The organism is Streptomyces milbemycinicus (genome assembly GCF_002154605.1).
Taxonomy (GTDB): domain Bacteria; phylum Actinomycetota; class Actinomycetes; order Streptomycetales; family Streptomycetaceae; genus Streptomyces; species Streptomyces milbemycinicus.
On the sequence record NZ_MUNE01000357.1, the window covers coordinates 1 to 19,775 of the forward strand.

Annotated in this window: 20 protein-coding genes and 3 pseudogenes; 12 read left to right on the forward strand and 11 right to left on the reverse strand. The window is 70.9% G+C overall.

Annotated features, from left to right (window positions below; translation table 11 throughout):
- Window positions 1-208: 208 nt before the first annotated feature.
- The 4 genes and pseudogenes from CCN51_RS57930 to CCN51_RS27615 form a co-directional block, all read right to left on the reverse strand.
- Window positions 209-448: pseudogene (locus tag CCN51_RS57930) on the reverse strand (transposase); the annotation flags it as partial.
- Between the two features lie 98 nt (window positions 449-546).
- Window positions 547-672, reverse strand: coding sequence for a hypothetical protein (locus tag CCN51_RS59355; protein ID WP_014174219.1), 126 nt, complete (start codon window positions 670-672; stop codon window positions 547-549).
- A gap of 88 nt (window positions 673-760) precedes the next feature.
- Window positions 761-1,003, reverse strand: coding sequence for a hypothetical protein (locus tag CCN51_RS27610; protein WP_014174220.1), 243 nt, complete (start codon window positions 1,001-1,003; stop codon window positions 761-763).
- A 126-nt stretch (window positions 1,004-1,129) separates the two neighbouring features.
- Window positions 1,130-2,053 (reverse strand): phytoene/squalene synthase family protein, encoded by a 924-nt coding sequence (locus tag CCN51_RS27615; RefSeq protein ID WP_014174221.1) that lies wholly within the window; start codon window positions 2,051-2,053, stop codon window positions 1,130-1,132.
- A gap of 128 nt (window positions 2,054-2,181) precedes the next feature.
- Between CCN51_RS27615 and CCN51_RS27620 the strand changes: the two genes are divergently transcribed.
- Genes CCN51_RS27620 through CCN51_RS27630 form a run of 3 tightly spaced genes read left to right on the forward strand, consistent with a single transcriptional unit; the run spans window position 2,182 to window position 4,137 of the window.
- Entirely contained in the window at window positions 2,182-3,003 is an 822-nt protein-coding gene (locus CCN51_RS27620; protein ID WP_014174222.1) for a maleylpyruvate isomerase family mycothiol-dependent enzyme, read from the forward strand.
- 46 nt (window positions 3,004-3,049) lie between these two features.
- Window positions 3,050-3,232: a hypothetical protein gene (locus CCN51_RS60130; protein WP_078610345.1), complete on the forward strand. Its 183-nt coding sequence runs from the start codon at window positions 3,050-3,052 to the stop codon at window positions 3,230-3,232.
- Window positions 3,220-4,137 (forward strand): class I SAM-dependent methyltransferase, encoded by a 918-nt coding sequence (locus CCN51_RS27630; RefSeq protein WP_014174224.1) that lies wholly within the window; start codon window positions 3,220-3,222, stop codon window positions 4,135-4,137. The genes CCN51_RS60130 and CCN51_RS27630 overlap by 13 nt, the downstream gene beginning before the upstream one ends.
- Window positions 4,138-4,147: 10 nt before the next feature.
- Here the strand turns inward: CCN51_RS27630 and CCN51_RS27635 are convergent, their stop codons facing one another.
- From CCN51_RS27635 to CCN51_RS27655, 5 genes are all read right to left on the reverse strand, one after another.
- Entirely contained in the window at window positions 4,148-4,573 is a 426-nt protein-coding gene (locus CCN51_RS27635) for a VOC family protein (protein WP_043486249.1), read from the reverse strand.
- Between the two features lie 118 nt (window positions 4,574-4,691).
- Window positions 4,692-5,141 (reverse strand): lamin tail domain-containing protein, encoded by a 450-nt coding sequence (locus tag CCN51_RS27640; protein ID WP_014174226.1) that lies wholly within the window; start codon window positions 5,139-5,141, stop codon window positions 4,692-4,694.
- Between the two features lie 165 nt (window positions 5,142-5,306).
- Window positions 5,307-5,870 (reverse strand): GNAT family N-acetyltransferase, encoded by a 564-nt coding sequence (locus CCN51_RS27645; RefSeq protein WP_043486252.1) that lies wholly within the window; start codon window positions 5,868-5,870, stop codon window positions 5,307-5,309.
- Window positions 5,871-6,166: 296 nt separating this feature from the next.
- Window positions 6,167-7,285 carry a mechanosensitive ion channel family protein gene (locus CCN51_RS27650; protein WP_043489222.1) on the reverse strand — a complete coding sequence of 373 codons (1,119 nt, stop codon included), beginning with the start codon at window positions 7,283-7,285 and terminating at the stop codon, window positions 6,167-6,169.
- Window positions 7,286-7,565: 280 nt separating this feature from the next.
- Window positions 7,566-8,342, reverse strand: coding sequence for a CDP-alcohol phosphatidyltransferase family protein (locus tag CCN51_RS27655; RefSeq protein WP_014174229.1), 777 nt, complete (start codon window positions 8,340-8,342; stop codon window positions 7,566-7,568).
- A 134-nt stretch (window positions 8,343-8,476) separates the two neighbouring features.
- Between CCN51_RS27655 and CCN51_RS27660 the strand changes: the two genes are divergently transcribed.
- The 5 genes and pseudogenes from CCN51_RS27660 to CCN51_RS55995 all read left to right on the forward strand — a co-directional run.
- Entirely contained in the window at window positions 8,477-9,469 is a 993-nt protein-coding gene (locus CCN51_RS27660; RefSeq protein ID WP_014174230.1) for a zinc-dependent alcohol dehydrogenase, read from the forward strand.
- A gap of 193 nt (window positions 9,470-9,662) precedes the next feature.
- Window positions 9,663-10,061: a 6-pyruvoyl trahydropterin synthase family protein gene (locus CCN51_RS27665; protein ID WP_014174231.1), complete on the forward strand. Its 399-nt coding sequence runs from the start codon at window positions 9,663-9,665 to the stop codon at window positions 10,059-10,061.
- Window positions 10,062-10,072: 11 nt separating this feature from the next.
- On the forward strand, window positions 10,073-11,194 hold the full coding sequence (locus CCN51_RS27670; protein ID WP_014174232.1) for a glycosyltransferase family 4 protein: 1,122 nt from the start codon (window positions 10,073-10,075) through the stop codon (window positions 11,192-11,194).
- On the forward strand, window positions 11,191-12,033 hold the full coding sequence (locus CCN51_RS27675; RefSeq protein WP_014174233.1) for a class I SAM-dependent methyltransferase: 843 nt from the start codon (window positions 11,191-11,193) through the stop codon (window positions 12,031-12,033). The genes CCN51_RS27670 and CCN51_RS27675 overlap by 4 nt, the downstream gene beginning before the upstream one ends.
- Before the next feature lie 71 nt (window positions 12,034-12,104).
- Window positions 12,105-12,878: pseudogene (locus tag CCN51_RS55995) on the forward strand (lysylphosphatidylglycerol synthase transmembrane domain-containing protein); the annotation flags it as partial.
- Between the two features lie 279 nt (window positions 12,879-13,157).
- Here the strand turns inward: CCN51_RS55995 and CCN51_RS57945 are convergent.
- Together CCN51_RS57945 and CCN51_RS27685 are read right to left on the reverse strand one after the other, a co-directional pair.
- Window positions 13,158-13,832: pseudogene (locus tag CCN51_RS57945) on the reverse strand (RibD family protein); the annotation flags it as partial.
- Window positions 13,829-14,578 carry a creatininase family protein gene (locus tag CCN51_RS27685; protein ID WP_014174236.1) on the reverse strand — a complete coding sequence of 250 codons (750 nt, stop codon included), beginning with the start codon at window positions 14,576-14,578 and terminating at the stop codon, window positions 13,829-13,831. The gene CCN51_RS27685 and the pseudogene CCN51_RS57945, both read right to left, overlap by 4 nt.
- 172 nt (window positions 14,579-14,750) lie before the next feature.
- On the opposite strand from CCN51_RS27685, the gene ribA reads away from it, so the two are divergent.
- From ribA to CCN51_RS27705, 4 genes are all read left to right on the forward strand, one after another.
- The gene (gene ribA, locus CCN51_RS27690) at window positions 14,751-15,407 is read left to right on the forward strand and encodes a GTP cyclohydrolase II (RefSeq protein ID WP_043486254.1); all 657 of its coding nucleotides are present in this window, start codon (window positions 14,751-14,753) and stop codon (window positions 15,405-15,407) included.
- Between the two features lie 372 nt (window positions 15,408-15,779).
- On the forward strand, window positions 15,780-16,376 hold the full coding sequence (locus CCN51_RS27695) for an antibiotic biosynthesis monooxygenase (protein ID WP_014174238.1): 597 nt from the start codon (window positions 15,780-15,782) through the stop codon (window positions 16,374-16,376).
- A gap of 72 nt (window positions 16,377-16,448) precedes the next feature.
- Window positions 16,449-18,743, forward strand: coding sequence for an aminodeoxychorismate synthase component I (gene pabB, locus CCN51_RS27700; protein ID WP_014174239.1), 2,295 nt, complete (start codon window positions 16,449-16,451; stop codon window positions 18,741-18,743).
- The coding region (locus tag CCN51_RS27705) for an AMP-binding protein (protein ID WP_143675909.1) at window positions 18,740-19,775 on the forward strand (1,036 nt) is incomplete at its 3' end. The genes pabB and CCN51_RS27705, both read left to right, overlap by 4 nt.

Below are 19,775 nucleotides of genomic sequence, written 5' to 3' on the forward strand. Positions count from 1 at the left end.
TTGACAACAGCATTAGGAAGCTTGCGCGAGGTAGTACGAGCTGACGTCGCGCCGTTCGGCAGGCCGGGTCGTGCGGCGGGTCAGACGCCTCGTCATCGACCATGATCGTTCAACCACCCAGCGGCGGGGAAGGACGACGAAGCCCTTCGCGTCCGGCGGGCGACGCACCGTTTTGCCCCCTGGTGTCCTTGCCGACCGTCTCGGACCCCCCGGCGGCTGCCCAGCGCCGCGCGAACCCGTAAATCGTCCGCCACGGAGGGTAGTCGGCCATGGACCGCCACTTTATGCCGTTGTCGACGAGATAGCGGATGCCGTCGACGATCTCCCGCCGGGGGTGGGCCTCGGGGTGTCCTCCGGTCGGTTTCTGGCAGGCCGGGACAGGCAACAGCGGCTCGATGAGCGCCCATTCGGCGTCGGTCATGTCGGAGGGGTAGCGCGGCTCACGCATGAGGAGGTGGGGCCCGGTCCGGGTGGGGAGCGCTGCGGACGCGCGGGCCGGGCCTCGGTCTCCTGATTCTGCGGTGGACGTCCCGGCCGCGGGGAAGGTCAGCGCGGTGGCCGGGCGGCCATCGCGAGGGTCGACTCGATCGCCTTCATCTGATCGCTGAGGTAGCCGGCCCAGACGCTCTTGGGGAACAGGGCCAGGTGCGGGCCGATCGTGCCCGTGATCATCCGGCGGAACTGGGTGAGTTTCTCGCTGAGCCAGGCCCGTTCCCATTCCTCCAGTTCCGCGTCGCTCGCGCAGAAGTGATAGCCCAGGTCACGGGTTCAGATCACCGGCGGCCAGCCGCGTTCGGCGCACAGTGGCCACGGCGCCGACCACGACGAAGTACACGACGGCGCTGATCTCCAGGACCAGAGCGTCGAGGCCGACCCCGCGACGGCGGTCCTGCACCAGGAGCAGCAGCCCCGAGACGAGACCCCCTGTCGCACCCCAGCGCCAGTCGAGGGACGAGACGACGCCGGAGACGATCCAGGGGACGAATCCGCGCAGATAACCCATTGATTGCTTCCTCGGCGAAAGGGAGTGGAGGGCCGCGGAGCGTTGCCGTTCCGGGGCCACCCGCTGACCGGCACCGACTGGATGCCTGGCGAGCCTCGAAGTTCGAACCTTGGAGCGTGACGCTCGTCACAGCCCCGCAGAGCCGCGCAGCCTGCGGACATGGCGACGCTCCCGGAGGAGCACGCGCGCGATGGCCGGCACGGGTGGACGGGCGGGGGCATGGAGCAGGGCGGGGCCCTTGGCGGCGGCCGCGACGGCCGTCAGGTCCTCGATTTCGATCACGGCACGGAACAGTGGGCGGCCCTCGGGCGGTGCGAGGTCGACCAGGCTCCGGCTGGCGGCCAGGCTCTGACGGGCCTGGCCGAGGAGGTGTTCAAGAAGGCTCCGGGTTCCGGGGGTGTCCCGGGCGCCCTCCAGGTCGGCGGGGGTGACACCGTGAGCGTCGAGCGTGCTGCGCGCGAGGTTGAGGCGCCCCTCCGCGAGGTCTTCGGACAGGTCGTTGGCGAAGTCGAGGCGCTGGCTGCCATCGATGTACGTACGGCACGCCTCGCGGTAGCCCGACGGAGGGTCCTCCCCGGCGATCAGACCCGCGATCAGCATGAACGCGGGCAGCGCGTACTGGTCGACGTAGCGCTGATAGTCCGCTTCGGTGGCGAAGCCGGTGAACTCCAGCTCCGTGGCCGCCGCGTCGAGGAAGTCATCGACGCGGGCGCGGAAGTCGGGGTGGGCGGAGACGGTGTACAGCAGCGGCCGGATGGCCGGGTGATCGCTTTCGCCGACGGCCAGGCCTTCGCGGACTTCCTTCTCCCACCGTGCGTAGGCCGCGGGGCGCTCGGCCTCGGGGCCGCTGTCGAGGAGGTTGTCGGTGCGGTGCATAAAGGCGATCGCCGTGATCAGATGCGGCAGCAGCGGCCGGGGCAGAAGCAGGCGCACCGCGAGATAGGAGCTGCGCCGATACCTCGCGACCAGTTTCCGCTGGCGCGCGTAGTCGTCACGCAACGTCGGATCGCTGATCCCCGCGGCGTCGAGCGCCCTGCCCCATACGCCCATGGGCGACCCTCCTAGTCTCTTGAGTCCACGCGCGGTTCCTTTATACGTCCAGCCGGTAGCGGTCTCGGCCCGTGTGTGGGAGGAGTGGGTACGCACCGGGGAGCGGTCCGGCCGGACGAGGGAGAGCGATGGGATCCGTGAGTGAGCAGGACATCGGGGGCTTGCGGCCCGCGGGACTGGGCGAGGCGATACGCGCCACCGCCGGTGATATCGCCGTGCTGTTGCGCGGCGCACCCGACACCGGGGCTCCGGTGCCCGGGTCGCGGTGGTCGGTCGGGGAGGTGGCGGCGCATCTGGCGCAGGCCAATGAGCTGATGGCGGACGTCGCGGCCGGGAAGTCGCGCCCGTACGGCGATGGCACGCCGGGCGGGCTGGCCGAGGCCAACGAGGTCGCGCTCGCGGCGTTCACCGAGCGCGGGGCCGGACCGCTGGCCGCCATGATCGTGGCGCAGGCCGACGCGTTCCTCGAAGCGGCGGCCCGCCAGTCCGCGGCGCGCGGTGAACTGGTCAGCCCGATGGGCCCGATGAGCATGGACGTACTGGGGTCGTATCTGCTGACGCATATGCTCGGCCACGGCTATGACCTCGCCCGTGCGCTGGGCCGTCCGCATATGGTCAGCCGTGCCCGAGCCGAACTGTGCCTGCCGTTCCTGATGGTGGCGATGGACCGGGTCGTCAGCCCCGCCGCCGCCGGGCATACGGCCCGCTACGCCCTCCGCCTCGGGGGCGGCGCCCGCTTCGGCGCCACGTTCACCGACGGCGCGGTGGCCGTCGATCCACGGCCGCCGCGCCGCCCGGACTGCACGATCCTCATGGAGCCGGTCGCTTTTCTCCTGGTGGCGCTGGGCCGCCTCGGCCCATGGGGCGCCCTCGCCCGGGGACGCGTCCTGGCCTGGGGCCGCAAGCCCTGGCTGACCCCCCGCTTCCCCACTCTCTTCACCCCGCCCTGATCCGGCCCGGTCCCATCCACGGCGGCTGTGCTGGCCCCGGGGCAAGGTGCTCGGCGGCAGCAGTTCGCTGAACGGCACGATCTACGTGCGCGGGCGGCCCGTTACCAGCTCCTGCTGCTCTCGGGCATCGGTCCGGCCGCGCAGCTGCGCGAGGTCGGTCTCGGGGTCGCCGTGGATCTGCCGGGGGTGGGCGTCACCCCCTAGGCTCTGGCAGTCATGGACAGCCTGACGGACCTGGAAGCGGCACGCGGAAGTGCGGGCTCATTCCTTCAGTACTACTGGGAAGCCGCCGAGCACGACACCGTTGAGGAGCTGGAGGACGACGAAGCGGAGATCCGGGCGGCCTACACCGCCATCCAGGCGGTCGCTCCCGACGACCCCGCCAGCCTCACCGGCCTGACGCTCCTCCAGCTGGGCACGTTGCGGGCGCATCTGAACGATGAATTCGGCACCAGTGAGGACCATTTCGACTACGAACACACCCCACCCGTCGGGTTGGACGAGGAAGACGAGCAGGGCCGGGAGCTGGCAGCCGAGGTGGTACGGGCGGCGGAACGCGCGCTCGCCCTGCAGGGGTCCGACAACCTGGCAGCCTTTTCGCGCGCGTGTGCGCTGCACTGGCTGGGTGAGCATGAGGCCGCGGCGGATGCCTACCGGGACGTACTGCGCATCGATCCCTACGACCACATCGCGAAGGCCCGTATGGAACAACTGGAGGGCGTCGAGCTCCCCGAGCCACCGGGCGGACTCGTCACCCACCATCCGCACGGCTTTCATCTGCTGGAGATGACCCATCTCATCGGGCACAGCGGCAGCGCCAAGGGCTGGGTCTGGCTGTTCAGCGATCCGGCTTCCGTCCGCAGCGCGGCGGAGGGCTGTCTCGAGACATGGCTGGCCGGCCTCGGCCACGGCCTGGACCACGAGTGCGGCATATGGACCCATGTCCCCGGCAGCGCGGACAAGGGATTCGCGTTGCGCGAGGCGATTCACCGGACAGCCGAGGGGCGGCCGTTCATCGACTGGTCACAGGTGCCCCTGCCCGATCTGGGGCTCGATCCTCTGCCGGCCGGCCAGCCGATCCGCTGGCAGGGGCAGCTGCACTTCTTCGGCGTAACCGAACACGACGACTCCTGACCACGCCCGCTCAGACGATGGGTTCGCCGATGCCGAGCAGATTGCCCTCGCTGTCGCGGAACCAGGCGCCGCGTTCACCCCGGGCGCCCTTGCTCGGGTAGTTCCCTTCGATCTCGGCGATTCCGTCCCTCGTGTGAAACCCGGGTAGGTCCACCTCTTCGAACACCACACCGCGACGCTTCAGCTCCGACACGGCCGTCTCGATGTCGTCGACCTCCCACGCCATCTGAGTGAAGGTACCGGGAGACGCCCCCACCGACTGGAACAGCACGAACTCCGCGCCTCCACACCGGTACAGCAGCCCGCCGGGACGTTCGTCGACGGGCTCCAGACCGAGTTGCTCGGAGTAGAAACGCCGCGCCCGGTCCAGGTCCTGGGTGGGAAGTCTGGTCGCCACGCGGCCCCGGGCAAGGATGTTCCTGTCGTCTGCGTTCATCCCTCCACTGTGCCGTGAGCAGTGGCTGGAGGGGTGGAAGCACCGGGCGCGTGCCGCGGACACGCAGACGCCGGCGCCCCGGCCTCGTGATGAGGCGGGGCGCCGGACCGAGCCTGGATCAGCACATCTTGTAGTCGTCGCGAGTGCTGTTGTACGAACACGAATCGCGGAAGGCGCCGGACGGCTTCCGCAAGGTCACGGTGTCCTTGTCGTTGTTCCACACATAATTTCCGCGTCCCCAGTAGACATGACCGGCGCTCTGGGTGCCCTTGCCGGTGTGGATCGTCACCGTCTTCCCCGCACTGATCTTGTACGAGGGAAAGGTGAAGGTGTAGCCGGTGTTGTCCCGGACCGTATAGCCCTTGAGCTGAACGGCGGCACCCGTGGTGTTCCGGATCTGTACGTACTCGGCGTTCAGGCTCGTGTTGGAGCGGGTGTCGCTTCCGGGGCTGTCGTAATAGACCTTGTACAGGTGGATCGAGCCCGCGGCCTGTGCCTGGGTGGGCAGCAGGGCGATGCCGGCTGCGGCCGCCGTAGCTATGACTGCGGCGAGAGTGCGGGTGGGCAACAAGAAACGTCCTCCCCTATGGCCGGGCACCCCCCTGGTCCCGGCGAGGACGCTCACGCTACGGGCGGACCGACATGAAGGGGACGGCGTTACCGAACTGGGACACTGGGGGTGAATGGCGAGGAACGCCAGCCGCAGGGGCGAGCGGGGGCAGGGGCGCGGCGTTTACGACGGGGCTTGTTCGGCGGCCCGCCACTCCGGTGCCAGGATCGACCAGACCTCGATGTCGTGGCGCTTGCCCCGGTACGGGAAGCTCTCGCGCAGCACGCCGTCCAGCGTCATCCCCAGGCGCCGGGCCACGGCGACGCTGGCCCTGTTCCCTGCCGCGACCTGCCACTCCACGCGGTGGATGCCCCGCTCCTCGATGGCCCAGTCGATGATCACGCGCGCGGCTCGGGTCACCAGCCCCTTGCCGACCGCCGACGGCTCCAGCCAGCAGCCCGCCTCGGCGGTGCCCTGTGCCAGGTCCATCGTCTTGAAGAGGACTCCTCCGACCAGCTCGCCGTTCGTCCAGATGCCGTAGATCCGCCCGGCGTCGGCCGCGGTCTTCTGCGCATAAGCCTGGAGATGCGCACGGCTCGACGCCAGGTCCGTGACACGGTCGGCCAGTCCGATGAACTGCCCGATGAACTCCCGTCCCCGGTCCATATGGGCCAGGAACTCCTCGGCCTGCCAGGGCTCGAGCGGGCGCAGCTCCGCACCGTCGTCGCCCAGGGATATCGCGTACATGGTCACCTCCACGTCGAAGCCAGCGCACACGGCGAAAAGGATCTTCTCACGATCACATCAGGGTCCGCGGGCCCGTACGGCATTCCGGCCCGCCATCGCGCCACGGCAGAATCGGCGTGTGGGAACAGACATCAGGGGTTCGTGGAGTGCCGCACCTGGGGCCCTGGTACCGCTCGGTGTGGAGTCGCCGGTTCGCAAGGGTCGGTGGCGTGGACACCTTGACGGCGGGCCCGCAGGGTCCTCAGCACCGCTGAGGACCCGGCACCCGGCATGGCAAAACGATCCGGCGGCGCCGTTCAGTGACGGGTCTTCGACATCGACACCGATGACTTCGGCCCGGGGCCCGGGACGGCCTCCGGGGTTCGAGGGCCGGGGAGCGGAATCTGGCCCGGTTGCTGCAGGACGACGGTGCGCACCGGCAGGGGGATCTCGATGCCCTCGGTCCGGTAGCGCTGGTGGAGCCGCTTGAGGAATTCATGTTTGATCAGGAACTGGTCGCTGAATTCCTGGACACGCAGGATGACCGAGAAGTCGATACCGGCTTCCCCGAAGGTGTGGAATCGGACGGCCGGTTCGTGGTCCGGGACGCCGCCGGACACCTCGGCCATCACCTCTTCGGCGACGTCGATGCTCACCCGCTCGACCTGTTCGAGGTCGCTGTCGTAGTCGACCCTTGCCTGGATCATGATCGACATCTGCTCTTCGGGCTGATTGTAATTGGTGGTGATGGCGCCGGCGAGCTTGGCGTTCGGGATGATCACCAGGTTGTCCGGGAGCTGACGCACCGTGGTGTTACGCCAGTTGATGTCGACGACGTAGCCCTCCTCGCCGCTGCCGAGCCTGATGTAGTGGCCGGGCTGCACCGTCTTGGAGGCGAGGATGTGGACGCCCGCGAACAGGTTGGCCAGCGTGTCCTGGAGCGCCAGGGCGACCGCGAGGCCGCCCACGCCGAGCGCGGTGAGCAGCGGGGCGATCGAGATGCCGAGCGTTTCCAGCAGGATGAGGACGCCCATCGCCAGCACCGCGATGCGGGTGATGTTGACGAAGATGGTGGCGCTGCCCGCCACTCCGGACCGCGACAGCGCCTGGTTGCGCACCAGATCGGCGACCACGCGGGCCACGGCGATGGTGGTGGCCAGGATGAGCACGGCGGTCATCACCTGGTGGACGCTGTGGTCGACGGCCCTGGTCAGTGGCAGGGCCGCGGCCGCCCCGGACACACCGGCGACGAGGGACGCCCAGGGGGCGACGGTGCGCAGCGCGTCGACGATGATGTCGTCGCCGGTCCACCGGGTCCGGCGCGCCCGCTCCCCCAGCCAGCGCAGCGCCATACGGGACAACAGGACCATCGCCAGGCCCCCGGCCAACGCGGCGCACACGACGATGAGGTCGTGCAGGGTGAGCGCGCGGGTCACCGGCCACTCTCCGTACGCCGCGAAGCGTGCCGCGACGTGCGGCCGCTCCGGCCGCACAGGGCGGTGGGCCGCGGTCCGGGTGCGCGCTCGTGGCGGGGTCTTCCGGGGAGTTCGGAGTGCTGTCTTGTCACCGTGTCACCTGCTCGTGCCTGGGATGTCGGGCTGCGCCGGGGCTCTTGTGCCAGGGCCCTGACGCGGTCTGCCATCCTGCCTCATGCCTCCCGCGCGGACGGCACCAACCAGCCAGGGGCCCGCCGAGGCCGCGGCGTGGCCGCACGCGTCAGGCGTCCGCGTGCGTCATACGCCGGACCACGGTGGCGGGCCGGCCGGTGGCGGCCTGACGGGTCCTCGTCTGCCACAGCCACCTGATGTCGCGTGCGAAGGACCAGATGAGCAGCGCCAGCGCCACCAGCACCACCGCGAGCGACACCAAGTGCGGCAGGAGGCCGGAGGCGGCCACCAGCAGGGCGATTCCCTGGAGCGCGGCGACCGCCTTGCGGGCGGTGTTCACGGGCAGTGGCTCGTTCAGCCAGGGCAGGACGCGGGCGACCGCGACGAAGGCGTAGCGCATGGCGCCGATGGTGAGCACCCACGGGCCCAGCGAGGTGGCGACGTAGACGCTGAGCACCAGGATGAGGAAGGCGTCGACCTCCATGTCGAAGCGTGCCCCCAGGGGGGACGCCGTTCCGGTACGCCGGGCGACCTTGCCGTCGACGGCGTCGAGGATCAGCGCCACCGTGGTGAGGGCGACGAGGGCCGGGACGCGGGGCGGGCTCTGGAAGGAGTCCGCGACCAGCGCGGTCACGCCCCCCACCAGCGTGGCGCGGGCCAGGGTGACGCGGTTGGCCGCGCCGAAGGACCTGAGCCAGGAGCGGCACACAGCGCGCGTCAGCACGGCCCAGGTGGCGAACGCGAACGCCAGGCCCGTCAGCCAGCCCGCGGGCCCCAGGCCGAGCGCGGTGCCCAGAAGTGTCAGCAGGAGTATCTGCGCGAGCGCTCCCACCGCCGTCTCCTGCCGCAACAGCGTCGTGTCGTATGTGTTGTTCAGGGCAGCCACCGTGCACCCTCCGGCTGTTGTGGCGGAGTCGTTGAGTGCCGCGTACCGTGTTCGCGGCTTGGTAATGGTCAGTACGTACGTGACGGGCAAAGCGTTCAGCCCGTTGTCGGGCCCGATCTTTCTGGAGGACGTCGATGGAGCGCGTCGCCCACGCCTTCTGGCTCCGCTCACCCGGCCACGGCGAGGTACGGGAGGTCCCGCTGCCGGAGCCCGGCGCCGACGACGTCGTGGTGCGCGCCCTGTTCTCCGGGGTGAGCCGGGGGACGGAGACCCTGGTCTTCCGCGGCGGGGTGCCGGAGAGCCAGTACGCCACGATGCGGGCCCCGTTCCAGGAGGGCGAGTTCCCCGGTCCGGTCAAGTACGGCTATCTCAACGTCGGCGTGGTGGAGGAGGGCCCGGCCGCGCTGCTGGGCCGTACGGTCTTCAGCCTGTATCCGCACCAGACCCGGTTTGTCGTCCCGGCGAGCGCCGTGACCCCCGTGCCGGAGGCGGTGCCGGCGGCACGGGCCGTGCTGGCCGGGACGGTGGAGACGGCGGTGAACGCCCTGTGGGACGCGGCGCCGCTGATCGGTGACCGGATCGCGGTGATCGGGGCCGGGATGGTCGGCGCGAGCGTGGCCGCCGTGCTCGCCCGGTTTCCGGCCGTACGCGTCCAGCTGGTCGACGCGGACCCCGCGCGCGCCGGGGTCGCCAAGGCCCTGGGCGTCGACTTCGCGCTGCCCGAGGAGGCCGCGGGCGACTGCGATCTCGTCGTCCACGCCAGCGCCACCGAGGCCGGGCTCGCACGCGCCCTCGAACTCCTCGCGCCGGAGGGGACGGTCCTGGAGCTGAGCTGGTACGGCGACCGGCGGGTCAGCCTGCCGCTGGGCGAGGCCTTCCACTCCCGCCGTCTGGTCGTACGCAGCAGCCAGGTGGGGACGGTGTCCCCGGCCCGGGGCTCGCGCCGCACCTTCGCCGACCGGCTGGCGCTGGCGCTGGAGCTGCTGGCCGACCCCGCCCTCGACGCGCTGGTGACCGGGGAGTGTGCCTTCGAGGAGCTGCCGGAAGTGCTGCCCCGCCTCGCGTCCGGGGAGCTGCCGGGGTTGTGCCACCGCGTGCGGTACGGGTCCGCCGACGGGTCGGCCTGAGCGGTCCGAAGAGCCTGCTGAGCAGTCCGAACAACCCGAAGAGCGGTCCGAACGGTCTCAACAGTCGGGATGATCCGGCAGGATCCAGCACAATCCAGCGCGGCTCTGAACCAGGTCGACGGGTCGGCCGTACTACATGACGTGGCCCGGTCGAGGGCCGCCAGCAGCCGTGCCGTACCTGGAGGGTCGTTCGTTGTTCAGCATCACCGTTCGTGATCACCTGATGATCGCTCACAGCTTCCATGGAGAGGTCTTCGGGCCCGCGCAGCGCCTGCACGGGGCGACGTTCCTGGTGGACGCCACCTTCCGGCGCACCGAGCTGGACGCCGACAACATCGTGGTCGACATCGGCCTCGCCACCCAGCAGCTGAACGCGGTGGTCGGTGAGCTGAACTACCGCAATCTCGACGAGGACCCCGCCTTCGCGGGCATCAACACCAGTACGGAGTTCCTGGCGAAGGTCATCGCCGACCGCCTCGCCGACCGGGTGGCCGCCGGGGAACTGGGCGAGGGCGCGCGGGGGCTTTCGGCGCTGACGGTCACGCTGCACGAGTCGCATATCGCCTGGGCGAGTTACGAGCGGGATCTGTGAGGGCGCGCCCGATGAGCCGCGCCGACGCCACCGCGACGGACCTGCGCTCCATGCACTTCGTCATGCCCGGTGGCGTGGCCGATCCGGCCGCGCCGAGCGGTGGCAACACCTACGACCGCCGGGTGTGCCGGGACCTGCCGGGTGCCGGCTGGCAGGTCCACGAGCACGCCGTCGCGGGCACCTGGCCGCAGCCGGACCCCGAGGCACGCGCGGAGCTGGCCCGTGCCCTCGCCGAGCGGCCGGACGGCAGCGTCGTCCTCCTCGACGGTCTTGTGGCCTGCGCCGTGCCGTACATCGTCGTGCCCGAGGCGCAGCGGCTGCGTCTGGCGGTGCTGGTGCATCTTCCGCTGGGCGACGAGACGGGGCTCACCCCCGGCCGGGCGGCGGACCTGGACGCGCTGGAGCGCAAGACGCTGCGCGCCGTCCCGGCCGTGGTGGCGACCAGTGACTGGGCGGCCCGCAGGCTGGTGGCCCACCACGGGCTCGCCCCCGCCCGGGTGCACGTTGCCGCGCCCGGCGCGGACCCCGCGCCCCTGGCGCCCGGCACCGACGGCGCCTCGCGGCTGCTGTGCGTCGCCTCGGTGACCCCGCGCAAGGGGCAGCACCTGCTGGTCGAGGCCCTGGCCGAGGTGGCCGACCTGCCGTGGAGCCTGCTGTGTGTCGGCGGCCTCGGCCAGGACCCCGACTATGTGACCCGGCTGCGTGAACTGGTCGACGAGCACGGCCTGGGCGACCGGGTGCGGATCGCGGGACCGCGGGCCGGTGCGGAGTTGGATGCCGGCTATGCGGCGGCCGATCTGCTGGTGCTCACCTCGTACGCCGAGACGTACGGCATGGTCGTGACCGAGGCCCTGGCGCGGGGCATTCCGGTGCTGGCGACGGCCGTGGGCGGGGTCCCGGAGGCCCTGGGGCGGGCTCCCGACGGTGGACTGCCGGGCGTCCTCGTGCCTCCGCGGGACCATGCGGCGCTCGTGGAGGCGCTGCGCGGCTGGCTCGTCGGGCCAGGTGTGCGGGGGCGGTTGAAGGCGGCCGCCCGGGGGCGGCGCGCCGCTCTGGACGGATGGGAAAACACGGCGCGGCGCATGGCCGATGTGCTGGAACAGCTTCGATGCGAACCACGGAGGGCCGCATGAACACCACCGACGTGCCGCTGTACCAGCCGGAGTGGCTGGAGTTGCGGGAGGGCGCCGACGCCGCGGCCCGCGACGTGGAACTTCTCGACCCGCTGCGCGGCTGGCTGGAAGATGCCGGGCGGCCCGGCGGTCTGGTGATCCACGACCTGGGCTGCGGCACGGGTTCCATGGGCCGCTGGCTCGCGCCCCGGCTGCCCGGCCCCCAGCACTGGGTGCTGTACGACCGCGATCCGGCGTTGCTGGGCCGGGCCGCCGCGCGGACGCCCGCCGTGACCGCCGACGGCTCCGGTGTCACGGTTCTGACCCGGCGCGCGGACCTCGGCGAGCTGGCCGCGGAGGATCTGGCCGGGGCCTCGCTGGTGACGGCGTCCGCTCTGCTGGACGTGCTGACCCGGGACGAGGTGGACGCGCTGGTCGCCGCCTGCGCCGAGGCCGGTTGTCCGGTGTTGCTGGCGCTGTCGGTGGTGGGGCAGGTCGAGCTTTCCCCGGCCGACCCGTTGGACGGCGAGATCGCTGAGGCGTTCAACGCCCATCAACGCCGCGGCGGTCTGCTGGGTCCTGACGCGGTCATGGTGGCCTCCGAGGCCTTCGCCCTGCGGGGCGCGACGGTACGGGTGCACAGCAGCCCGTGGCGGCTCGGCGCGGGCGAGTCCGCGCTGACGGCCCAGTGGCTGCAGGGCTGGGTCGAGGCGGCCTGTGAGCAGCGGCCGGTTCTGGCGCCGCGCGCCGAGGCGTATCTGCGGGACCGCCTGGCGGCGTGCGCGGCAGGCGAGTTGCGGGTGGCGGTGCACCACAGCGATCTGCTGGCGCTGCCCGGGACGACGGGCGGGGCGTCGTGAACGCGCGGGCGCGGGGGGCGCGGCTCGGCACCATCGCCGGTGCGGTCATCCTCGCCGTGGTGGTGTGGCGGGTGGGCACCGGCGCCTTTCTGGAGGGCGTGCGCCGGATCGACGCCGTGACTCTTCTGGCGGCACTTGCTCTGGGCCTGTTCACCACGGTCTTCAGCGCCTGGCGCTGGTGTCTGGTGGCCCGGGCGCTGGGCATCCGGCTGCCGCTGGGCGCGGCCGTGGCGGACTACTACCGGGCCCTGTTCCTGAACGCGGCGCTGCCCGGCGGTGTGCTCGGCGATGTGCACCGCGCGGTGCGGCACGGGCGCGACGCCGGTGATGTCGGCCGGGGGGTGCGCGCGGTGGTCCTGGAGCGGGCCGCGGGCCAGGTGGTGCTGGCGGCGGTCGGCTTGGGGATTCTGCTGACCCGGCCATCCCTGGCCGTGGCGGAGACCCGCCACCTCGCCGGCCGGCTGGCCGCGGCGCCGGGCGCCATGGCGGTCCTCGCCGCGGTGTGCGCTCTGATGGTCGTGGCCGTCGTGGCCGTCGTACGGCTGCGCGGCAGGTCCCGTACGTCGCGGTGGCGCCGCGCCGTCCGCGCCGCGCTGGGCGAGGCGCGGCGCGGACTGCTGGCCCGGGGGAGCTGGCCGGGGGTGGCGCTCTCGTCCGTGGCGGTGCTGGCCGGGCATCTGGGGACGTTCCTGTTGGCCGCCCGGGCCGCCGGATCAAGTGCTCCGCTGGCCGAGTTGCTGCCCCTGATGGTGCTGGCGCTGCTCGCCATGGTGCTGCCGCTGAACGTCGGCGGCTGGGGCCCCCGGGAGGGCGTCACCGCATGGGCCTTCGGCGCCGCCGGCCTGGGCGCGGCCCAGGGGCTGACCGTCGCCGTGATCTACGGAGTGCTCACCTTCGCGGCGAGCCTGCCCGGTTTCGCCGTGCTCGTGGGGCAGTGGTTCGCCGGGTTGCGACGTCCGCAGGTCGATCTCGAAGAGGGTGTCCTCGCCGAGGTGGGCGCGGCGCATGGGCGGGCGGAGCGCGTCCCGCATGACGGACGTGCCGGCGAAGCGGAGCCCGGGAACGCCGTCACCGAGCAGCACCGGGGCCACGGTGACATAGAGCCGGTCCAGCGCCCGCTGGTGAAGGAAGCGCGATACGGTGACGCCGCCGCCCTCGATCAGCACCCGGCCCAGGCCGCGTCGCGCCAGGGCGTCCAGCAGGCTTCGGGGCTCGAATGCCGCGCGGTCCGGCAGGGTCAGCACGTCAACGTGGGCGCCGAGGCCGCGATGGCGGCCACTGCCGTCGACGCCGACCGACCCGTTCTCGCCGCCGCGGCCGCTGTCGGCGGCCACGACCCACAGGGTGGGAGCTGAGCCATCGATGAACACCCGGCGTTGCGACGGCACCCGGCCGTGCGGATCGAGGACGACGCGCACCGGGTTGGTCCCCGTGCATGCGCGCACCGTCAGCTGGGGGTCGTCGGCGACGGCGGTGCCGGCTCCGACGACCACCGCGTCGACGAGGGCGCGGAGGTGGTGCAGATGAGCGCGGTCTTCCTCGCCGGTGACATAGTCGGCGTCGCCGGTGCGGGTGGCGATGAAACCGTCCAGGCTCTGCCCGAGTTGCGCGACAGCGAGGCGCGGGCCGGCCAGGCACAGCGGCAGATAGCGGTCGGTGAGGATGCGCACCTCGGGCGAGACCTCCTGCCGCCACCGCAGGCCGCCGTCGCCGCGGACCAGCCCGGCGGCCTCGGCGTCCACCTCCGACCGGATGGCGCGCAGCCGCTCCCAGGCCGCCGTCTCGTCGAGCGCCGTCATCGGGGCTCCTTCAGGGTCAGCAGGGAGAAGTACTCGGCGAAGGAATCGACGAGCGCGGTGAGAATTTCCTTTCCTTTCTCAGCGGTTGCCAGGGAGGGGCGGCCGATGACTCCGGATTCGGTGTAGGCCGCCATACCGAGGGTGAGGAGATGTCTGCGATCGCCGGCGAGGAAATCGGATGTTTCATAACCGGGGCGGACGAGTTCCGGATGGGCGTGCAGGAGGATGGATGTCTCGACTTCCCCCGCGTGCATATCGCTCTGCGACGAGGTCTGCACTCCCGCTCCGGTGCGCGCGGTGTCCCAGTCCGCCGATCCCGGGAAAAGCGCCATGCGGGTACCGGTGGAGGCGGATTCCTGAACCACATTACGCAGTACATAGTTTCCGCCGTGTGCATTGACCAGAATCAGGACGTCGATACCGGACCGGCGGAGCGATTCGGCGATGTCCCGCACAACGGCATGGAGGGTCGCGGCGGAAATGCTGACGGTCCCCGGCCATGTCTCGTGCTCATGCGAACACGAGATGGTGAGCGGAGGAAGGAGATGAACCGCATATGTGGCGGCGATCTCCTGGGCTATGGTGCAGGCGATGACCGTGTCGGTCACCAGGGGCAGAAATGTGCCGTGTTGTTCGAAGCTGCCGATAGGGAGGACCGCGATGCCGGCCTTCCGGGCCCGTACGTCGTCGGTGGTCTCCGGCGGCAGCAGACCAGGGGCCTGCGGTCGTGTTCCCGAACCGGTCATGTCTGTCAGGCCTTTCGCTCTGCGTTCCGTGTTTGTGTGCGCGACGCCAGGCTACGCGGTCGGACGCACTTCCACCGGCCGAACGTGATGAACCGGACAGCGAGGTTGGTTTCCTTTGTCATTTTTCACGCACCCCGCGAGTATTCTGCGGATTCCCAGTTAGGATCAGAACATGACAGAAAGCGATGGCCCGTTCAGCGAGAACGCTCGACCTTCAGGCGTCCAGCGAGTAGCGCAGGTCCAACTGTCCACCGAGTACGGCGTTTTTCTTGCGGTCGGCTACTTGGACACCATTCGCGGGGATGAACAAATAGCGCTGGTCTACGGCGATGTCGCGGGCGACCGAGCGCTTACCCGTCTGCATTCGGAGTGTCTGACCGGGGACGCCTTCGGGTCCCGGCACTGCGAATGCGGCGATCAGCTGTCCGCGGCGCTGCGCGCCATCGCGAGCGAAGGGTGCGGCATTCTCGTCTACCTCCAAGGTCACGAGGGGCGTGGCATCGGACTGCTGGCCAAGCTCCGGGCGATGCAACTCCAGGCGGAGGGGCTGGACACCGTGGAGGCGAACCTCGCGCTGGGGCTCCCGGTCGACGCCCGTGACTACCGGGTGGCGGCGGATATCCTGCACGACCTCGGTGTACGGTCGGTGCGGCTGCTGTCGAACAACCCGCGTAAACGCGAGTCGCTGCTGCGGCATGGCATCAAGGTCGCCGAGCAGGTGCCTCTGCTGATACCTCCACGCGAGGAGAACTTCGCCTATCTGCGGGCCAAGGCGGACCGCCTCGATCACCATCTGCCGCATTTGGACAGCGTGGCCGAACGGTCCTGACGACCCCTCAGCCGACACCCCGGATGTGCCCGCCGACGCAAGGCGTCGGCGGGCACACCGCGTCTCAAATGCACGGCCGTATCGCCACGGCCGGCCCCACCGTGTGGCGCTTGCAGTTGAAATATACACCGCACACGGCTCGGCGGTCTCATGAAATCCTTTTTCCGCGAACGGCCATATCCGTAAACCCCGGGTAACACCCAGGTCACGGGCTTTCCTTCAGATATTTGTATGTGTTGTGAGCATTCCGTTCGCAAAGTGTGCTCGATGTGCCACACTTCGATTCGCACGACGGGAGCGGCCGTCGGCACGGCCCTTCGGGGACGGCCCGCAAGCGGGCCGTGCGCTGCCCGGAAAGGAGTTGCGGCTGGAGTGGACAGTGAACCGGTCACGGTGACTGCCGCATATCGCGTGAACCCGGGCCAAGAAAGCGAGTTCTACGCCTGGGCCATCGCGATGCTGAATGTCACGGCCCGCCTTCCGGGATATTTGGGAGGCGGCGTGCTGGGCTCCGGACAGGGCAGCGCGGAGTGGCATGTCATCTACCGATTCGACAGAGAAGAATCCGCCCAGGCCTGGGAGTACTCGCTCGAACGCGCCCGCTGGGCGACCCGGGCAGGGCCCTTCATACAGGAGACCGGGGTGCAGCGCACGGCCGGTCTGAAAAACTGGTTCGAAGGGCCGGTACGGCCCCTGCCACCGCCTCCCAAATGGAAGCTCTGGCTGGTGAATCTGAGTGCGGTTTTCCCTCCCGTCCTCATGTTCAATGTGCTGGTGATCCCATTCCTGGGAGATACCAATTTCCTGCTGCGGACCCTGGCTCTCTGTCTTGGCGTGACCGCCATGGTGACCTGGCTTGTCATGCCACGCCTGCAAATGCTCTTGAAGAAATGGCTCTATCCGCCGCTTCAGTCGATTCGAGGGCGCCACAAGCGGGTGGCGGCGAACGGCCCGCGTTCGCGCCGGTAAAAACGCGCGAACCGAGCGGGCCCTGGCCGAGGCGATGGACCCGGCCGGTCGTAAAGCGAGGAGGCAATACAGATGGACGCGCTGAAGACGCTCCTGATCGACCATCACGACTCGTATACCTACAACCTTTTCCAGCTGCTCACGGAGGTCAACGGCGAGGAGCCGGTGGTGGTCCTCCACGACTCGCCCGAGTGCCTGGATCCGAATCTGCTGGATTTGTCGGCCCCGTCGGGTCCAGCGGGTCTCTCGGGTCTCTCGGGGTTTGACAACATCGTGGTGTCGCCCGGCCCCGGCCACCCGGCCGATCCGCGTGACTTCGGGGCCACCGCCCGTCTGATCGAGCGGTCCCCCATACCGGTCCTCGGGGTGTGCCTGGGCCACCAGGGCATCGCCCTCGGCGCCCAGGCCCGGGTGGTGCCCGCGCCCGAACCCCGCCACGGACATCTCTCCCGGATCCGGCACGGCGAGCGCGGGCTGTTCCGCGGGCTCCCCCAGGACTTCACCGCCGTCCGCTACCACTCGCTGTGCGTGGCAGAACCGCTGCCCCTGCCACTCCAGGCCATCGCCTGGTCCGAGGACGGCGTGCTGATGGCGCTGCGCCACCGCACCCGGCCGCTGTGGGGGGTGCAGTTCCACCCGGAGTCCGTCCTCACCGGATACGGCCACCGGATCCTGGCCAACTTCCGCGATCTGACCCGCGAATACGCGGCGATGACCACGGACGAGTCGTCCTCGCCCCCGCGCGCGGCGGCCCGCCCCGTGAAACACCGGGAGCTCACCGACACCGCGCCGGCCGCGGCCACTCCCCCGCCCGTGCGGCAGCCGGCGGTCGCCGAGGGCAGCGTCGGCTACCGGCTGCACTCCCGGTGGCTCGCCGTCCCGATCGACACGGAGGCGGCCTTCACCCGTCTGTACGCGGACGCCCCGCGCGCGTTCTGGCTGGACAGCGCGCGGACCCGGTCCGGTGAGGCACGCTTCTCCTTCCTGGGCGACGGCCGGGGCCCGCTGGCCGAGTTCGTCCGCTACGACGTGGGCCGGGGCGCCTGCGAGGTCGAGCGGGCCGGGAAACCCGTCACCCACGTCCCCGGCAGCGTCTTCGACTATCTCAAGAAGGAGCTGGCGCGCCGCCGCGTCGCCGCCCCGACCCTCCCGTTCGACTTCACGGGCGGCTACATCGGCTACTTCGGCTACGAGCTCAAGGCCGACTGCGGCTCCGCCAACCGGCACGAGGCGAAGACCCCCGACGCCTGCTGGCTGTTCGCGGACCGGTTTCTCGCGGTCGACCACCAAGAGGGTGTCACGTACGCCCTGTGCCTGGCCGAGGACACCCCAGACGGCCACCGCGAGGCCGCCGAGTGGCTGGACAACACCATCACCACGCTCACCGGCCTCCCGGTGGGCGGCGAGACCGCCCCGCCCCCGCCGGCCTCCGGGGCCACCACAGCCGCCGTCGAGCCCTGGCTGGTGCGGGACCGCGAGCGGTACCTGGCCGATATCGAGGCCTGCCAGCGGGAGCTGAGGGCCGGCACCAGCTACGAGATCTGTCTCACCGACTCGGCCTGGCTGCCCGCGCCGGACGATTCGTACGCCTTCTACCGTGCGCTGCGCCGCCTCAACCCCGCGCCGTACGCGGCCTTCCTGCGGTTCGGGGAGGCGGATGTGGCGTGTGCCTCCCCGGAGCGCTTTCTGCGGGTCGGTCCCGACGGAACGGCCGAGGCCAGGCCGATCAAGGGCACGGCGCCGCGCGGCCGGAACGCCGACGAGGACGCCCGGGCCCGGGCCACCCTGGCCACCAGCCCGAAGACCCGCGCCGAGAACCTGATGATCGTCGATCTGCTCCGCAACGACCTGGGGCGGGTCTGCGCACCGGGGAGCGTGCGCGTCCCCGATCTGATGCACACCGAGACCTACGCCACCGTGCACCAGTTGGTGTCCACCGTGCGCGGCCGACTCCGCGAGGACAGCGACGCCGTCGACTGCGTACGGGCCTGCTTCCCCGGCGGATCCATGACCGGGGCGCCCAAGGAGCGGACCCTGGAGATCATCGACACGCTGGAGACCGAGGCGCGCGGCGTCTACTCCGGGGCGCTCGGCTTCCTCAGCTGCAACGGCGCGGCGGATCTCAACATCGTCATCCGCACCGCCGTGTTCACCGACGGCCGGATGCACATCGGCGCGGGCGGGGCCATCGTCCTGGCGTCCGACCCGGCGGAGGAGTACCAGGAGATGCTGCTCAAGACGGCCGCGACCATGCGCGCCTACCACGACGTCGGAGCCCTGCCGCCCGCGGAACCCCTAGAGCCCACAGTCGCGCTGGTGGCCGCCTCCGCAGCCGCCTCCGCGCCCGCCGAGGAGGCGGACCGGTGACCGCCGCGCCCGCGCCGGCCAATCTGGCCGAACACCTCGCGGTGCGTGCCGAACAGGCGGGGTGGTCGGCCCGGCCCGCCTTTGTGGAGGGCCACCGCGTGTGGACCCACGGCGAGATCCACGACCTGGCCGCGCGCATGGCCACCGTGCTGGCGCGGCGTGGGGTGACGGCGGGCGACCGGATCCTGATCGCCCTGCCCGACGGGGTCCCCTGGGTGAGCGCGTTCCTGGCCACGGCGCGCCTGGGTGGGATCGCGGTGCTGGTCAACCCCGCGCTCACCGCGGACGAGCACCGTTTCATGGCCGAGAACTCCAAGGCCGTGCTGTGTGTCTCCGGGCCCGGCATCGAGGACCACTTCGAGGCGGACCGCTGGCTGGGGGCGGACCAGTTGTCGGCGCTGGCCTGCACCGCCTCCCCGGCCACCGCCGCGGAGCCGGTGACCGCCCGCGCCCCGCTCTACATCCAGTACACCTCCGGAACCACCGGCCGGCCCAAGGGGGTGGTGCACTGCCACGGCGACCCGGCGGCCTATTGGGAGCTGGTGGGCAAGGACGTCCTGGACATCGGCCCCGACGATGTGGCGTTCTCCGTGTCCCGGCTGTTCTACGCCTACGGCTTCGGCAACGCCTTCGTCTTCCCCCTCTTCTCCGGGTCGTCCGCCGTGCTGACCTCCAGCCGTCCCGGCCCGTCCCTGACGGACGACGTCATCGCCCGGCACCGGGTGAGCGTGCTGTACTCCGTGCCGTCCGCGTACGCGGCGCTGGTGGACGAGCGCGGCGCCGGGCACGCGGCCTGCTTCTCCTCGGTGCGCGCCGCCGTCAGCGCGGGTGAGGGGCTGCCCGGCACGCTGGGGGAACGGGTGGGCGAACTGCTCGGGGCGCCGGTCCTGGAGCAGATCGGCTCCACCGAGGCGGGACACGCCTTCTGCGCCAACTCGGTCTGGGCCAACTCCCCGGGCACCGTGGGCCTTCCGGTGCCCCGTTTCGAGCTGGAGCTGCGGGACGGCACCGGCGCCGTCGTGCCCGACGGCG

Coding starts and splice junctions, on each gene's coding strand:
- CCN51_RS59355 (WP_014174219.1), bottom strand. CDS start 672: ATGATCACGGGCACGATCGGCCCGCACCTGGCCCTGTTCCCCAAGAGC.
- CCN51_RS27610 (WP_014174220.1), bottom strand. CDS start 1,003: ATGGGTTATCTGCGCGGATTCGTCCCCTGGATCGTCTCCGGCGTCGTC.
- CCN51_RS27615 (WP_014174221.1), bottom strand. CDS start 2,053: ATGGGCGTATGGGGCAGGGCGCTCGACGCCGCGGGGATCAGCGATCCG.
- CCN51_RS27620 (WP_014174222.1), top strand. CDS start 2,182: ATGGGATCCGTGAGTGAGCAGGACATCGGGGGCTTGCGGCCCGCGGGA.
- CCN51_RS27630 (WP_014174224.1), top strand. CDS start 3,220: ATGGACAGCCTGACGGACCTGGAAGCGGCACGCGGAAGTGCGGGCTCA.
- CCN51_RS27635 (WP_043486249.1), bottom strand. CDS start 4,573: ATGAACGCAGACGACAGGAACATCCTTGCCCGGGGCCGCGTGGCGACC.
- CCN51_RS27645 (WP_043486252.1), bottom strand. CDS start 5,870: ATGTACGCGATATCCCTGGGCGACGACGGTGCGGAGCTGCGCCCGCTC.
- CCN51_RS27660 (WP_014174230.1), top strand. CDS start 8,477: ATGGAGCGCGTCGCCCACGCCTTCTGGCTCCGCTCACCCGGCCACGGC.
- CCN51_RS27670 (WP_014174232.1), top strand. CDS start 10,073: ATGAGCCGCGCCGACGCCACCGCGACGGACCTGCGCTCCATGCACTTC.
- CCN51_RS27675 (WP_014174233.1), top strand. CDS start 11,191: ATGAACACCACCGACGTGCCGCTGTACCAGCCGGAGTGGCTGGAGTTG.
- CCN51_RS27685 (WP_014174236.1), bottom strand. CDS start 14,578: ATGACCGGTTCGGGAACACGACCGCAGGCCCCTGGTCTGCTGCCGCCG.
- ribA (WP_043486254.1), top strand. CDS start 14,751: ATGACAGAAAGCGATGGCCCGTTCAGCGAGAACGCTCGACCTTCAGGC.
- pabB (WP_014174239.1), top strand. CDS start 16,449: ATGGACGCGCTGAAGACGCTCCTGATCGACCATCACGACTCGTATACC.